Origin of the sequence: Syntrophotalea acetylenica, from assembly GCF_001888165.1 — a bacterium.
Lineage (GTDB): Bacteria > Desulfobacterota > Desulfuromonadia > Desulfuromonadales > Syntrophotaleaceae > Syntrophotalea > Syntrophotalea acetylenica.
The window spans coordinates 1,579,492-1,593,625 of the sequence record NZ_CP015455.1; the positions used below are offsets into that span (position 1 = coordinate 1,579,492).

Annotated in this window: 10 protein-coding genes; all 10 read right to left on the reverse strand. The window is 53.0% G+C overall.

From position 1 onward, the window contains the following. Window positions 1-20 precede the first annotated feature (20 nt). The 10 genes from A6070_RS07305 to A6070_RS16055 all read right to left on the reverse strand — a co-directional run bounded on the left by A6070_RS07305 (window position 21) and on the right by A6070_RS16055 (window position 14,129). Window positions 21-1,607, reverse strand: a complete 1,587-nt coding sequence (locus tag A6070_RS07305) for an AMP-binding protein (protein WP_072287706.1) — start codon at window positions 1,605-1,607, stop codon at window positions 21-23. Next, the gene (locus tag A6070_RS07310; RefSeq protein ID WP_072287707.1) at window positions 1,604-2,599 is read right to left on the reverse strand and encodes a GNAT family N-acetyltransferase; all 996 of its coding nucleotides are present in this window, start codon (window positions 2,597-2,599) and stop codon (window positions 1,604-1,606) included. Before A6070_RS07310 ends, A6070_RS07305 begins: the two co-directional genes overlap by 4 nt. 43 nt (window positions 2,600-2,642) lie before the next feature. Next, window positions 2,643-3,554, reverse strand: coding sequence for a UbiA family prenyltransferase (locus A6070_RS07315; RefSeq protein ID WP_083558811.1), 912 nt, complete (start codon window positions 3,552-3,554; stop codon window positions 2,643-2,645). 32 nt (window positions 3,555-3,586) lie between these two features. Continuing rightward, window positions 3,587-6,313, reverse strand: coding sequence for a PEP/pyruvate-binding domain-containing protein (locus A6070_RS07320; RefSeq protein ID WP_072287709.1), 2,727 nt, complete (start codon window positions 6,311-6,313; stop codon window positions 3,587-3,589). Window positions 6,314-6,359: 46 nt separating this feature from the next. Further along, window positions 6,360-7,730 (reverse strand): diacylglycerol/polyprenol kinase family protein, encoded by a 1,371-nt coding sequence (locus tag A6070_RS07325; RefSeq protein ID WP_072287710.1) that lies wholly within the window; start codon window positions 7,728-7,730, stop codon window positions 6,360-6,362. Then, the gene (locus tag A6070_RS07330; RefSeq protein ID WP_072287711.1) at window positions 7,727-8,830 is read right to left on the reverse strand and encodes a BtaA family protein; all 1,104 of its coding nucleotides are present in this window, start codon (window positions 8,828-8,830) and stop codon (window positions 7,727-7,729) included. The genes A6070_RS07325 and A6070_RS07330 overlap by 4 nt, the downstream gene beginning before the upstream one ends. A 75-nt stretch (window positions 8,831-8,905) precedes the next feature. Continuing rightward, window positions 8,906-10,189, reverse strand: a complete 1,284-nt coding sequence (locus A6070_RS07335; RefSeq protein ID WP_072287712.1) for a hydroxymethylglutaryl-CoA reductase — start codon at window positions 10,187-10,189, stop codon at window positions 8,906-8,908. A 443-nt stretch (window positions 10,190-10,632) separates the two neighbouring features. Continuing rightward, the gene (locus A6070_RS07340) at window positions 10,633-11,427 is read right to left on the reverse strand and encodes an Mrp/NBP35 family ATP-binding protein (protein ID WP_072287713.1); all 795 of its coding nucleotides are present in this window, start codon (window positions 11,425-11,427) and stop codon (window positions 10,633-10,635) included. A gap of 21 nt (window positions 11,428-11,448) precedes the next feature. Beyond that, window positions 11,449-12,300, reverse strand: coding sequence for a molybdopterin oxidoreductase family protein (locus tag A6070_RS16325; protein WP_269085287.1), 852 nt, complete (start codon window positions 12,298-12,300; stop codon window positions 11,449-11,451). After that, window positions 12,204-14,129, reverse strand: a complete 1,926-nt coding sequence (locus A6070_RS16055; protein ID WP_083568955.1) for a molybdopterin-dependent oxidoreductase — start codon at window positions 14,127-14,129, stop codon at window positions 12,204-12,206. Before A6070_RS16055 ends, A6070_RS16325 begins: the two co-directional genes overlap by 97 nt. Between the last annotated feature and the right edge of the window lie 5 nt (window positions 14,130-14,134).

The following is a 14,134-nucleotide window of genomic DNA, read 5'->3' on the forward strand; positions in this document are numbered from 1 at the left end:
GGACAAAATTCCGAAGATATTTACCGGCGGTGTTTTTCAACCATTCTAATAAGGGCCGGATAATCCACTTTGGCGTTATGTCTTTTATCGCAGGGGATTCTTTTCAGGCATCGCACCTCGTCGATCCCGGCCCAGGACAGTGTCTCTGACAGACCTTTCAGCGAAACGCATCCTGCTGCATCCCTGGGCTGGACCAGCAGGAGACGTTTTCTGCCATGCTGTAACAATGCGCTCCGGCAAACCCCTGGATATTGCGTGGCGGCGCACTCCACGGCAAAAGGATGCAGGGTTCCCCGGTGGTCCTGGATGACCGCAGATGTTCTGCCCATAAGCCAGAGCCTGCCTCGCTGGTCGAAATACCCACTGTCGCCGGTGCGATGCCAGACGTCACCATCCATAAGGATTTTTGTTTCGCTATCGCCGTGACCGTGAAGGTAGCTTTTCAGCACATGCTCGCCAGTGACGATGATTTCACCTGTTTCGCCCGCCGGAAGCAGAAAGTCAGAGAATTGCGCAGATTTCCAGACGCCGCGAGCAACGATTCGCCGGTTGTCGAGTATCCCCACCCGGAGACCCGGCACAGGTATGCCAGCGAGCAATCCGGCTCCGCTGACCATTTTTCCCTTATCCTGTGCCGTTACATCGGCCCATCGGATAGTGGCTATCGGTTCGGCTTCCGTGGACCCGTAAACCGCTATAATATCAGCATTTTCAAAGATATGAGCAAACCTCTGCAAGGTCTGGGGAAACACCGGCGCGCCTCCGGTGAAAACCTGCCTGAATCCATGAACAGGGCCTCCGTTTCTGAACTGTGCGATGCACAGACACTCCAGAAAGGCCGGAGATGCTACGGTGCGCACCGGACCTAACCTGTTGATCTGCCGCAGTACCGGGGCTGCATCGATAAATCCGGGTCGTCGCAGATCGGCATCCGGGATAATGGAAGTTACTCCCGAGGCGAGGTTGGCAAGAACAAACACGGGCAAAGTGGTCAGATCCCGGTCTCCTGCGTTCATGGCCAGGGTTTGTTCCAGGATCCGGTGCTGCTCGCGTAAAAAGCCGTGGCTGCGCACTACCCCTTTAGGTGCTCCAGTGCTGCCGCTGGTAAAGGTAATCAGCGCCGGGGCATGCGGTGAGTCAGGGGGATCTTCGCGCAGCGGTGCAAAATCTTCCGCGTTTTTCCAGGACCGTGCTCCCGGCAGGCTCCGGCCGATTACGAGATGCAGCGGGATGCTTCGTAACGCCGGACTTGCAAGCCTTAGCAGATGTGCTTTCGGTGGCCCGACGAACCCCTGTGGAGGCAGGATGGAACAGCAGGTCTCCAGATGCTTGAGGCCCGCCGAAGGATCGAGAAACATGGCGATCATACCGCCCCGAAACAGCGCCAGCAGTAAAATATAGAGATCAATGGACATGGGCTGAAAAACAAGCACCACATCGCCGGAGCGTAGCCCGCATTCTTTAAGGAAAGCCGCGCCCCTGGCCGATGATTCCTCCAGCGACGCAAAAGTGGCAATACGATCCTTGAGCCTGCCGGCGGGTTCGATGATGGCCGCCGCAGTGGGACGTCTCATCGTCTGGAGTTGCAACATCTGGATGATATTCATGGCAGATTCCGACAAAACAAGGTGTATTCCCGGAATTCCCTGCCATGATGGCCGCTCATCAGGCGTGATCGATTCGCCTCGTGCATAAGCGCGTGTATGCCCCTTCGAAACCCTTGGCGACAGGCCTGTTCGGTGACGGTCCCCAGCAACAGTGACCCGATGCCCCTGCCGCTCCATTCCGGCAAAACCGCCATCGATTTGAATATCACCGTATCGGAGGGCACTCCCCGTCGGATACGCAGCATATCCGGAACCGCAAACAGGAACCCTACCGGCCTGTTCCCTGCTTCAGCGAACCAGACCAGTTCAGGGACAATAAAAGGCTGGATGCAGGAATAGATTTTACAAAATTCATCACGGTCGACAGGCTTATAAAGAAAGTTGTGACGGAACCCATCGAGGGAGATCCGGTAGATCTTTTCCAGTTCCCCGGAATAGTCATCAAACTTCAGGGATCGCAGGCGCACCCCTTGCCTTTCCAGGTTTAATCGAAGCGTTTCGGTTTCAGGAACCGACCATCCGAGGTCGGGATCAAGATTGGAATAGTAACGGGCCAGGGGTCTGAAACCGGCATCGGAAAAGTAGCCTGGATAGGCATCCGGGTTGTCCGGTTCCATGAAAAATGGCGGTTCGGTGCCGCGTGCGGTAATGAAGCGATAGCGTCGCCAGGTGTTTCCATCAACGGGACCAACTGCCAGGGTGCATTGACATATCGACAGAATGCGGCAGCCTTCCTTAAGCAGCATTGCGGCAACTTCAGCATTTTGCGCTTCAAAGTGGCCAATCAGCCCCAGACGTTCTTCAGGATAAACTGGCGTGGCATGCCACCACAGGGAACATCGGCCCAGAAGCGTATCATCCCCCTCCCGTATTGCCAGGTGAGTATCGGGTTTGTGGAGCATGAAGAGATCCGCGGAAAGTGCTTTGATCCCTTCAAGTCCAGCGAGGGCCTCCAGCTGTGCCAACGATGCAATCTTAAGCAGTTGCGCCATCTTGCCCTCCCCTTCGCAAGGTATTTTCTCCGGATGTTGCTTCTCAAAAACGTGCAAAATGAACAATCCATGGGGCAATCCCGAGTCCAAGATACAGTCCAATTGTCCAGATGCCGGAAAAAACCTCCACTTGCCAGCCCCTGCCGGGTCTGGGAGCATGAACAAAAGCGCAGGCGAGCGTGATCGCGGATAAAAGCATACAGGCGAAAAACACGCTCAAAGGTTTGACAAAGCGCAACAGGGCGGCACCTTGCAAAGCGCAACAGGCCGACAAAAACATCACCAACAACCATGCCGCAAGCGCTGCAGATCGCCCCCATAAAAATGAATAGGTTTCCACCCCCTCTTCCTCATCGGCAGGTGCACGGATTTTGCGGCCGATTTCGATCACCATGCCGTTGAAGTAACTGGCGGCAAGAAACCACTCAAGCCCTGCAGGCGGAGCGACTCTCGCCACCAGCCAGTCGCAAGCCGTGGCATAGCCATCGAAAATCGGCAGGATTAGCATATGGGAAAGCATGTAGGCGAGCGGCCGTTGTTTCAACCATGAACGGAGGAAAAATTCCTTGCTCATCAAAACCAGATAACCCCAGGCCGCTATCAACAGCAGCACCAGGGGGGGTTGCAACCAGAGAGATCCCGCCAGTTGCAGTGCAGCTGTTCCTGCCGCCAGCCAGCCCAACTCGCACAGAGTGATCAATCCCCGGGGAACAGGCCGATAAGGCCGATAACGGGCATCTTCTTCGGCATCCTTGAATTCATCGGCAATGCGAAGCTGCAGGAAGAAAAACAGTGCTGTGACAAAGGCGATGCCGGCCGCATCGGGGCGAAGGTTGTTCGCACCCCGCAAAAGTGCTGAATAACCCATGGCAGACAGGCTGAAGGCTAAAATAAGTGGACCATGGGCAAAGATCGGGAAGCGTTCCTGGAAATAAATCCACCATCGATGGCTCATGCCGTGCCTCTCTACCGGATCAAGAAATGACCTCATGGACCGGTTTGGCGCATCAGGGTGATCGTCCCGGTGCTCCCGTCGAGACGGACCCTGTCCCCGTCACGCAGTAATCTGGTCGCGTTTTTGACGCCGACAACCGCCGGGATGCCCATTTCCCGGGCAACAATGGCCGAATGCGAGAGAAGACTGCCCTTCTCAACGATCAGCCCACTGATGGATGGAAAGAGCACGATCCAGCCGGGATCGGTCTGTTGCGCCACCATGATTTCGCCATCGAGCCTGGTATCGGCGTCAGGTTTCCGGATAATGCGCACCGTGTTTTCAACAACACCCCGGCAACAGCCGAGCCCCTGCAGTTGTTCGGCGTTATCAACCTCATGCTGCCCACCGGCATAATCGCCGCCGCGATAAACCTCACCGTATGTCTCTATGTGGTCGTCGGGTGTTGCGGTAGCGTAGGATGCAAATATTTTTCGGCGAAGGTTCGCCAGCTGGCGCAGGTCTGGACAGGTCGAGGCTCCTTCTATATAGGACCAGATCTCCTCGACATCGAGGTAAAAAATGTCCTCCCTATCATCGAGAATCCCGGCCATCTGCCATTTTTGTCCGATGGCACGAAAAATCCTGCGCGTCACATCATAGGCCTGGCTGCGCGCAAACCGCTGGTTTTCACGGTTTCGGACGGCTGCCCTGGCATTTTTAAGAACCCAACGGTAGACAATGTGTTGCGGTACCATGCGAAAGCATTTTTTCCCCTGCAGACGCGTGCGCACAGCCTCTTCAGCCTGTTGGCGTATGTGCCTGTCCCGTTCCTTTCGCTTGCCGGAGTCGGGAATGCCGCAACGAAGATAATTTTGGAGAACAGTGATGCAGAAGGTGGGGTCGTCCTTGACCGGAATCGACTCCAGTTTCATCTCATCGATGGAGCGGACTCCGTAGTTTTCAAGGTAATCACCGAATAGCCGAGCGAAGCCGGACAGGGACGGATCGGACTGCAGACGCCGCAAAATTTCAGAAGGCGGGTTTTCCAGGAAGGTTGCTTTCAGTTCCTTGTCGGCTTCGATTGTTGCCGCCAACTGGATCAGTCCGTCGGTGACTTCCGTACTCTTGATGCCTCCTTCGCCGCAGAGCAGATCATTGTACAGGCTACCGTTGGCATCCAATATCCATGCCGCCGTTAATTTTTGCAGCAGTCCGAAAAAAACCATGGCTTCAAAATCGTTGAGTATCGGCGCCTTCCAGTTCCAGAGTACCTTGTTTTCCAGTTCACGATAGATTTCCATCAGGCTGAAAACACTGAGTTCCTGAAAATTCTGGGAAGCATGTCGGCTATATAAGTGATCAAAAGAGGCATGGAAAGCACGAATTTTTCTACTCAGGGTAAAGTGATTGAGCAACATTCTGAACCCTGTCCACAGCATTTTTGGAAAATGCACCAGGTATTTTTTAACCAGGTTCCTGGATTCTTCTTCCGGAGAAAAAGAACTGATCACCTGAAGCCCCATCATCTGCTCCATGAAGGACTTGTTGTATTTATAGCCGGGCAACAAGCCAATGAGGCGATACCAGTTCAAAAGATTGTAGTACACCCTGCCCTGGATAAAACCCAACATATTCGCAAAAATATGACGGTTCCGGAATGCGGTTCTGCTGCTGACCCCCATTATCCGGCAAAACTGCCAGTAAACCGCGAAATAGGCTTTGCGAATAAAGGAAAAAGTCAGCGGAGTGGTGATCCCGGAATAACTTTCAACAATATTGGCGTTGTCCCAGATCCTTGGGTTGTCCCGCGACGGTTCGGCGGCAGCATCCTCCAGGGCGGTTACGGGTCGGGCCTGCAGCAGGTAAACAGTGTCTTTGCACACCGCAAATTCGATGTCCATCGGCCGGCCCGCGGTGGTTTGCACCCGAGTTGCAAGACGATAGAGTTTTTGCAGCCAAACATCATCCAAAGTTGCCTGAAAATGCCTGTCGTCGGCCAGATCAACCGTTTCGGTTCCTCCCGTTGCGTGGCAGGCTACCCGCTGCTGTTTCTCGGCCAGCGTTTGTCGCAGGCAGACGCCTCCCGCCCCGAGCACATAGGTATCGGCAGGAAGGGTTCCGGCAACCAGACCTTCTCCAAGCCCCCAAGTGCTGCAGACCAGCATTTCGTTACGGTTGCCGTTGAGAGGATTCGCGGTGAAGATGACGCCGGACACATCCGGTTCGACCATTTGCTGTGCAACCACCGCGATTTGCAACGACCAGCAGTCAAGCCCGCTCTTTTGACGGTAAAACACGGCCCGCTCGTTGAAAAGGGAGGCCCAGCACCGGCGTAAAGCCTCGATGAACTGCGCAAAAGACAGCACATTCAGGAAACTGTCCATCTGACCCGCAAAGGAAAGATGCATGCTGTCCTCATCCGCCGCCGAGGATCTTACCGCGATCGGCACGCGGCCTTGCTCTGATACGGTGTCCCACACCGACCTGAGAACGTCCATGCCTTCTTCCGGGATCGAAAGGGCTCCGATATGTTCGTGCAAGGCGGCAGCTTTTGCTGAAATTTCGGGCTCTTCATCACAGAGAAGAGCCTGCAATCCGGCATCCCGGGAACACAAATGTCGAAAAAACAGAGATGTGACCGTGGCCCAGACAGGTACGTCGACTCCAAGATTTCTGAGACGATGAAGGCCCATGGCCTTCCCCCCCAGAAGCATGACACTGTCGGTTTGTTCCTCGACCATATCCGTATTCCAAACAATGTAGGGCAATGTTTTCATAGTGATCGTTTCTCCAGAGATAAAAATCCAGACCACAGCCTCGTACTCAGGAAGAAAACGCGAATTCCTGCAGCAGAAAAACAAGGGCGACGGCAATCAGTGAGCATAAAAGGCGCACCCTCTGTCGTAATACAATTTGCAGGCCGAGACCCATTTTCTGGAAGAGGAAATGAAACAGACACAAGGCAAAACTTGTGGCACCAAACACGATAAACAGCGAAACAATAACAGCCTGGCCGTGGAAAAAAATGGGGATCAGGCAGACGCCAGCAACAGATAATCCGGCACAGCAAAGGATCGACAGGGCGCGGTTTCTCGCCAGACAACGAAGCCACTCATCCTTGCAAGGCTTCAGAATTGCCAGGAAAAAGTAACCTATAATAGCCAGAGTCGTTGTTATCGAAGTCACATAGGGCAAAAAAAAGGTCAGCCTGGCGTGCAGGGCATTGGCGGCAAAGATCAGCAGAACCGGCAACAAGACGGCATAAAACAGGAATTTAATCTGGTAACCGGTAATTCCCTCTGTCACCTTATCGACAAAATATGCCACCAGCCCATACAGCAGAATCTGCCCCAGCAATAAAGGCAGAAACCATGTAACCCCAGCCAGGGTCCAGGCGGCATAATTGACCAGTATCATGCCGATCAAACCGGTGGTTTTAAACAGCTTGATCTTTGCTGTGAGGATCGCCGTGGCCACCATCATGGCGAGCAGGATTCCGATGTGATTCAGCATGGCCGGAAGGGGCTGTTTCATCATGTTTCCAAGAATGAAGAACGTCCCCAGGGGGACGAAGAAATTATCGCTGCCTGTTGGCGAAACAGCCTCGAAAGCGGTTATGAGGACAGCGATCACAAATGCCATCAGCACCGATTCAAGCCTGCCAGTCGGTGTCATCAACAACAGGGAAATATGCACGCATAAAAAGGTGACGAAAAAAAAGACCGTGGAACCTTCCAGACTCTTGGTCACGCCCTCGACTTCATATCGTATCGATCCATACCGGTCGCCTATCACCGCCGCAAGGGTATCTGAGACGGTCATCACCAGAATCGAAACGAAATACAAAATGGTTCTGGACTGACCGAGAAGGAACAGAAGATAAACGGAGACGGGAAACAACATGGCACCATAGGATTTTCTTTCAATACCATGCACCGATCTCAGCAATCCCTTCATCTTTGCCAGGACGAGGACCGCGGCAAAGCCTGTGGCAAGGCACAGGATGCTCCAGTGGGATTGAATATGGCGTGGAAAAGTCAACGCAGTGAGTCCGCCGGCAAAATGGATGAATTTTCTGGACAATTCGGGACAGGAAGGCTGCAAGTAACGGATAATTTCGCCGAGTGCAAAAATCAGTATGAAAATGCCGGCGTAGACAAGAGCGGCACCTATTTCAAGATGCAATTCGTTCAAAGAACCCTCTCGATCACAAGTGCCTTGTAAAAAAAGGCCTTGTCCTGTTTGAACAGGTCAGCAGCGAGATCTTCCAGTGTGGCGAGCCGGTTTTTCAATGCAAGGGGATTTTTTCTGTCTGCCAGCATGTTCCAGTAAACCACCCGGGTTCCTGGTTTCGAAGCGTCAATGACTTTTTGCAGCTCGGACACATATTCCGCATAGTTCATATATTCAAAAATATCCGAAAGGTTGAACCCGTCGAATCGAAGAGAAGCATGGGCACGCAGAGCTTCGAGAAGGTTCCCATGGAAGAGGATCAATCGGTCGAGATGGTCGCGGATTTTTTCAAAGTTTTCCTCGCGCAGGTAAAACGGCAGCGTTTTTCCGAAATTTCCGGTGAGTATGAATTCGAGATAAGGATTCTGATCCGTAGCCAATGCCGTCAGAGCATATTCGGCCCGTTCCAGAAGACGAGATGCGACATCCCCTTCGACATAGGTGAAAAATTCCGGATCCCGTCCGAGATACCCCATGATCTTGCGACTGAAAAAAATTCTGAAAAGCGCCCGCCACCGTCGATTATTCCACGTTTCCCGGTAAAAGGCATGACGTTGCGCCTCGCTTTTGTTTTGCATAAGATCGCAAACCACCTTCCTGCCGTGGATCATTGGCAAGACCATCTTTCTGAAAAGCCGGAAATACCTTTCGAATTTGCCGCAATGGATCATTCCCTTGGCGATGATCCCGGGGTTGGCATCCCAGAATTGTCTTGAGAGCGGAGAAAGCCGGCCCCGGACCAGTCGGTAAGTCCTGTCCCTGGTAGTGCTTGGATTGACGCCAATAAATTGCAGAACTTCTTCATACGCCAGGCTCTGAAAAGCTGCCTTGCGCAATTCCAGACATGCCAGTTGCGTGGCGCTGATATCCACGGCAAGAACCATGGATGGCTTGGCGTGCAACAGGCTCAGGGTATTGTCACCGGCCGAAGCAATGGACAGATAGTCGCCTCCCTCCCGCACAGCCAGTGCCGGCAACAGGACATCGGCATCCTCCCAACAGTTGGCGTAACGGATGATGTCAAATCTCGCGCGCTGCTCTATGGTGTCGCGATCTTTCATGACATTTGCATGAAACCCCTTGATTCTGAAAACATTTGGATAAGGTGACAAACACTGATGCGCAATGCCGGGAGGTCATTTTTTTGTTTTGCGGCCGTATTTTATGTGCGCCTGGGTAAATTGGCCGGACGATAAAGCACCCATGATGGAGATTTCTCCGGCAAGGGCGACGGCGGCGCAAATCTCGGCAAATTTTCTGGCCGAACCCGATCCTGTGCAACCAAGCATCGCAAGGCATTCTTTTTGGGTCGGAAGCCCGGTGCCCCCGCCGATGGTCCCGACGATGAGATTAGGCAGGGAGACCGAGATATACAAATCGCCATTATCGTCCAGGTCAAGTCGGGTAAGTCCGACTGAAGCTTCAGCAACACAAGCCGCGTCCTGACCACAAGCGATAAACATCGCCGCCAATCCGTTGGCGTAATGGCCCTGCACACCGATGGATCCTGTTTGAACGCCGCCAACAAAGGACATCTTCCAGTACTCCATCATCATCTCGGGCGTCGTATGCAGCATGCGTTTTATCAGGTTTCGGGGGATGACGGTTTCCGCAATGACTTTTTTCCCGCGGACCGACAAAAACGACAGCGCGGTGGCTTTCTTGTCGCCGGACATATTGCTTTCAACAAACCAGAGTTTGGGTTTGACAGGGCATTTTGCCACAATAAAACGGCATGCAGCTTCCGTGGCAATCGTCACCATGTTCTGGCCGGCGGCATCGCCGGTAGTGTATTCAAAATGAAGAAAGACATGGTTTCCTTCAAGGGTAACCTTCATGTCTTCCAAATGTCCGTGGGTCGTGGTTTTTTGTGCTTCTTCCCGCAAATTTTCAAAATGACGGATGACCCATACAATGAATTCCCCGGCCTGAATCAAATCGGCAAAGAGAAAGCCGGGCGCCCTCGAAACCCTTTCCGTCAGGCAAAAAGCCCTCACTCCGCCGCTGAGGCTCGCTATCTTGGCGCCACGATTATAGGATGCGATCAAAGCCCCTTCGGACGTTGCCAAAGGGACGTAAAAATCCCCGTGTGCATGGACGCCGTTGATCCTCAGCGGACCAATGGCGCCGACCGGCAATTGCGCGATGCCGATATAGTTTTCGATGTGGCTTTGAAAAACGCCTGGATCCTCTACCCGTTTCCGTCCGGTAAGGTACTCGAATCTTATCCCCTGCCCTTCGAGGATTCTAAGCCTTGTTTCCTGTGAAGGCTGGTCCGCCACGGATTCCCTTGGCAAGCTTGGCGGCAGGGGAAACTCATCCACCGTTCGCATTTGAAGTTGTACGGCGAGTTCGCCGGGATCCTTTCCCTGAAGAACCGATTTTATGGCACTTTCTGAAAATTTCCTGGAAACAGTCATGGTCTCTCCTGTATGCGAACCATTTATCTCACGTAAATATCGATATGTGGCTTTTGTCCCGCAAAAAGTGAAACACATTCCAACGCAATAGCTGGTTTTTTACAACATAACAGGTCATACCGATCAGGCAAGGACGGTGGAGTCTCGATTAAAAAATTGCCGCAACCGGGTTGGGACGGTCGCGGCAATTTTGCTGATACACGCATCGTTTATGAAATATTTTGCGGCAGAGGATTGCTTAGCTAGTATCCATCCGGAAATTCCGGATGGATACAGCGTAGTTTTTATATGGGAAACGAGCGATTTTTCGTTGTGGCAAGGAAATCAAGGGGTTGCGCGGAGGCGTACATCGGTACGCCGCACAAGCGAGCCTGCGGATTGACGCCGCCACGGCGGAAAAGGGCCGTTTCCGGATGAAAACTAGCTATGGCTGTCGGGTCACGTCAGCTCAAAACATTCATGATTTTTTCAGCAATGTTTCGAAATATCCTGCCTAACACAGAATCCGGTGCCGACACCACTAGCGGCACACCGGAGTCGCCGCCTTTGCGGAGGTCCAGGTCAATGGGAATTTTCCCGAGCAGTTGCAGACCGAACTCTTTGCTCAATCTTTCACCGCCGCCCTGGCCGAAAATCTCGATGGGCTCTTCAGAATGGCCACACAAGAAATAGGACATGTTCTCAACCAGGCCAACAATATGCAAATTGAATTTAGTGAAAAGGTCGATGGATCTGCGTACATCGGCCAGAGCTACCTCCTGAGGTGTTGTCACCATCAGCACACCTGCCGTCGGCAGCAACTGCGCCATGGTAATGGACGGATCTCCTGTCCCGGGTGGCAGGTCAACAACCAGATAATCCAGATCACCCCACAAAACCTGCCCTAGCAATTGGCTGATTGCCTTGGATACCAGCGGCCCACGCCAGACAACCGGTTGCCCTTTTTCGGTGACCATGCCCAGCGACATGATTCTAAGCCCGAACTTTTGCGCGGGAATTATCATCTTGTCCTGCCAACCCGGTGACTCACTGATTCCCAGCATCACCGGCACACTGGGGCCATAGACGTCCGCATCCAGAAGACCAACTTTGTTACCTTTTTGCTTGAGTGCAAAAGCAACATTTACAGCGATGGTGGTTTTGCCGACCCCGCCTTTGCCGCTGGCGACAGCCAGAATATGACGTACTTTTCTCAATCCAGGCATTGTGCTTTCCGGTTTTTTTTGCTCATCAGGCATGGCAATATCCCTGAAATAGTCTTATGCGACCTTTTCAATTGTAACCGCGCACATTTTCAGTTCCGGAACCTTGGCCATTGCGTCCAGACTATCGATGGTCAAATCATTTACCGCTCCGGAATGGAAAGTCGCAAAGACAGTCCCGTCCGGCACTCGGTCGGTAACTTGCGCGGTGATGTCGATATGGCCCCTGCGGGACCTAACCCGTACTTTGTCGCCATTGGCGACTCCTATCTTTTTCGCGTCGGACACGCTTATTTCCAGCAAGTCCTCCGGAGCCAGCCTGGACAGAGGCACGGATTTGTTGGTGTAGGACCCTGTGTGGAGATGATAAAGATCCTTTCCGGTTGTCAGTAAATATGGATATTCCTCATTCGGAACTTCTGCGGGTGCTTGATAGGCAGCGGGGAAAAAGTGCCCTTTTCCATCAGGCGTTTTGAAAGTTTTTCCCCAGAGAAACTCGGTTCCCGGATGGTCCGCCGATGGACAAGGTACTCTCAATCCCGCCGTTTCCAAACGTCCATGGGAAATGCCTCCATATGAGGGAGCCAATGCCGCAATTTCCTGCATTATGTCCTGTGGCCCACGATAGGGCATTGGATAGCCCATTCGGTCGCTCAGATCGCACAAAATTTCCCAGTCAGGCCGGCTTTTTCCCACCGGCTCGATAATTTTATCTACCTTTTGCACCAGACGGGAAGCACTTGTAAAGGAACCACTCTTTTCCGCGAAAGAACAGGCCGGCAGAACGACATCGGCCAGCATGGCCGTTTCGCTCAGAAACATATCCTGCACGACGACAAAGTCCATTGCCGTAAATACTTCTTGAATTTTCCTGAGATTGGGCCCGCTGCCCAGCGGGTTTCCTCCCATGACATAAAGACCTTTGATTCTTTCCTTTTCCAGAACCATGTCCGATTCGGTAAGCCCCGGTTTTTTGAAAGGGGCACGCCCCACGCCTTACTGAATTTCTGGTTGACAACTTCGTCAGCGACAGGCTGCCCGCCAGGATAAATAGGTGGCAGACAACCCATGTCCCCTGCTCCCTGCCCGTTATTCTGCTTGGCAATGCTGTTCACCCCGGTGCCTGCTTTGCCCACGTTTCCAGTGAGCAGCGCCAGGTTGCACAACCCCGAGACATTGTCCGTTCCATGGATATGCTGAGTAACGCCCATGCCATACAGAATGGCGGCCCTTGGAGCGTTGCCGTACAGCATGCCGGCGTCCTCTATGGTCTGGGCACGCACTCCGGTTATGGCTTCAACGTTTTCCGGAGTATAGTATTTTACCGCCGCTTGCAGATCATCGAACCCAACGGTTCTGGAAGCGATGAATTCGTCGTCTTGCAGTTGCCGATTCAAAATAACGTTCATCAGGCCGTTGATCCAGGCGATATCTGTCCCGATCCGCGGGCGGATCCAAACCTGACTGTAATCGACCAGATCTATTCGGCGTGGATCGACAACAATCAGCTTCAGTTTTCCTGCCTTGACCTTCTGTTTGACAAAATCAGCAAAAACCGGATACATCTCCGTAAGATTAAGACCGGCTATGAGAACAACTTCAGCTTTTTCAATAAGTGCCGGAGAGTTGGTCATGGCCCCCCCACCAAATGCACGACCCAATGCGACAGCACTGGGGGTATGGCAGAAACGGGTACAGAAGTCGACGTTATTGGTTCCGATGCAGGCGCGCATGAATTTCTGGAAAAGGTAATTTTCCTCATTGGTGCTTTTGGAGGACGCAATGCCGCCAATGGCGTCACTGCCATGTGCTTTCTTGATTTTCTGGAAATTTTCAGCAACTCTGTCCAGGGCCTCGTCCCAACTGGCCGCTATGAATTGCCCATTTTTTTTAATCAGTGGTGTTGAAAGCCTGTCGGCGCTGTGAACGAAATCGAATCCGAAGCGCCCTTTGACACACAGATGCCCCCGATTCTCGGCCCCCTCCTTCTCCACCCCATAGGCCCTTACCAGCCTGTTGCCCTTGGCCCAGAATTCGATCTGGCATCCGCCGCCGCAATGGGTACAGGTGGTCTGCACTTTCTTCACTTCCCAACTCCGGCCCTGAAAACGTGCCAGCTTTACCGTCAGCGCTCCGGTCGGACAGGCCTGCAGACAGGCGCCGCATGAGGCGCAGTCGGTGTCAGCCAGTGGTTCCTGCAACCCGGCATTAATCAGCAGTTCGGGTCCGCGGTTGGCAAACTCCAGAATCCGGCGATCCGTCACTTCGGCGCAGGCCCGCACGCAGCGTCCGCACAGGATGCAGAGGTTGGGATCTCTTGCGATCACTTCGCTGGACTCCTCGATGGGCCGTAATTTCTTGTTGACCGGAAACCGCGGAGAACTGACATCCAGCGCATAGGCCAGATTCTGCAGTTCGCACTTTCCGCTGTTTTCACAGACAAGACAATTGTGCTCATGTTCGGCCAGGATCATTTCCAGGTTGATGCGGCGCAACCGGCAGATCTCCTCATCCTCGGTGGTAACTTCCATGCCCTCGGTCACAACGGTGCAGCAGGATGGCACAAGCCCCTTCATCCCCTTGACCCTGACGATACAAAGCCGGCATACCCCGACGGAACTCAACCCCTCCTTGTGACACAGGTGAGGAATGTTAAAACCGTTTTCTTCACAAGCGTTCAATAGCAAAGAGTTTTCTTTCGCCATGCATGGCTGGCCATTAATTATTATCTGAATCATATTTT

Bases quoted from the DNA above. Each gene is read 5' to 3' on its own strand.
- A6070_RS07305 (WP_072287706.1), bottom strand. From the start codon at position 1,607: ATGAATATCATCCAGATGTTGCAACTCCAGACGATGAGACGTCCCACT.
- A6070_RS07310 (WP_072287707.1), bottom strand. From the start codon at position 2,599: ATGGCGCAACTGCTTAAGATTGCATCGTTGGCACAGCTGGAGGCCCTC.
- A6070_RS07315 (WP_083558811.1), bottom strand. From the start codon at position 3,554: ATGAGCCATCGATGGTGGATTTATTTCCAGGAACGCTTCCCGATCTTT.
- A6070_RS07320 (WP_072287709.1), bottom strand. From the start codon at position 6,313: ATGAAAACATTGCCCTACATTGTTTGGAATACGGATATGGTCGAGGAA.
- A6070_RS07330 (WP_072287711.1), bottom strand. From the start codon at position 8,830: ATGAAAGATCGCGACACCATAGAGCAGCGCGCGAGATTTGACATCATC.
- A6070_RS07335 (WP_072287712.1), bottom strand. From the start codon at position 10,189: ATGACTGTTTCCAGGAAATTTTCAGAAAGTGCCATAAAATCGGTTCTT.
- A6070_RS07340 (WP_072287713.1), bottom strand. From the start codon at position 11,427: ATGCCTGATGAGCAAAAAAAACCGGAAAGCACAATGCCTGGATTGAGA.
- A6070_RS16325 (WP_269085287.1), bottom strand. From the start codon at position 12,300: ATGGGAGGAAACCCGCTGGGCAGCGGGCCCAATCTCAGGAAAATTCAA.
- A6070_RS16055 (WP_083568955.1), bottom strand. From the start codon at position 14,129: ATGATTCAGATAATAATTAATGGCCAGCCATGCATGGCGAAAGAAAAC.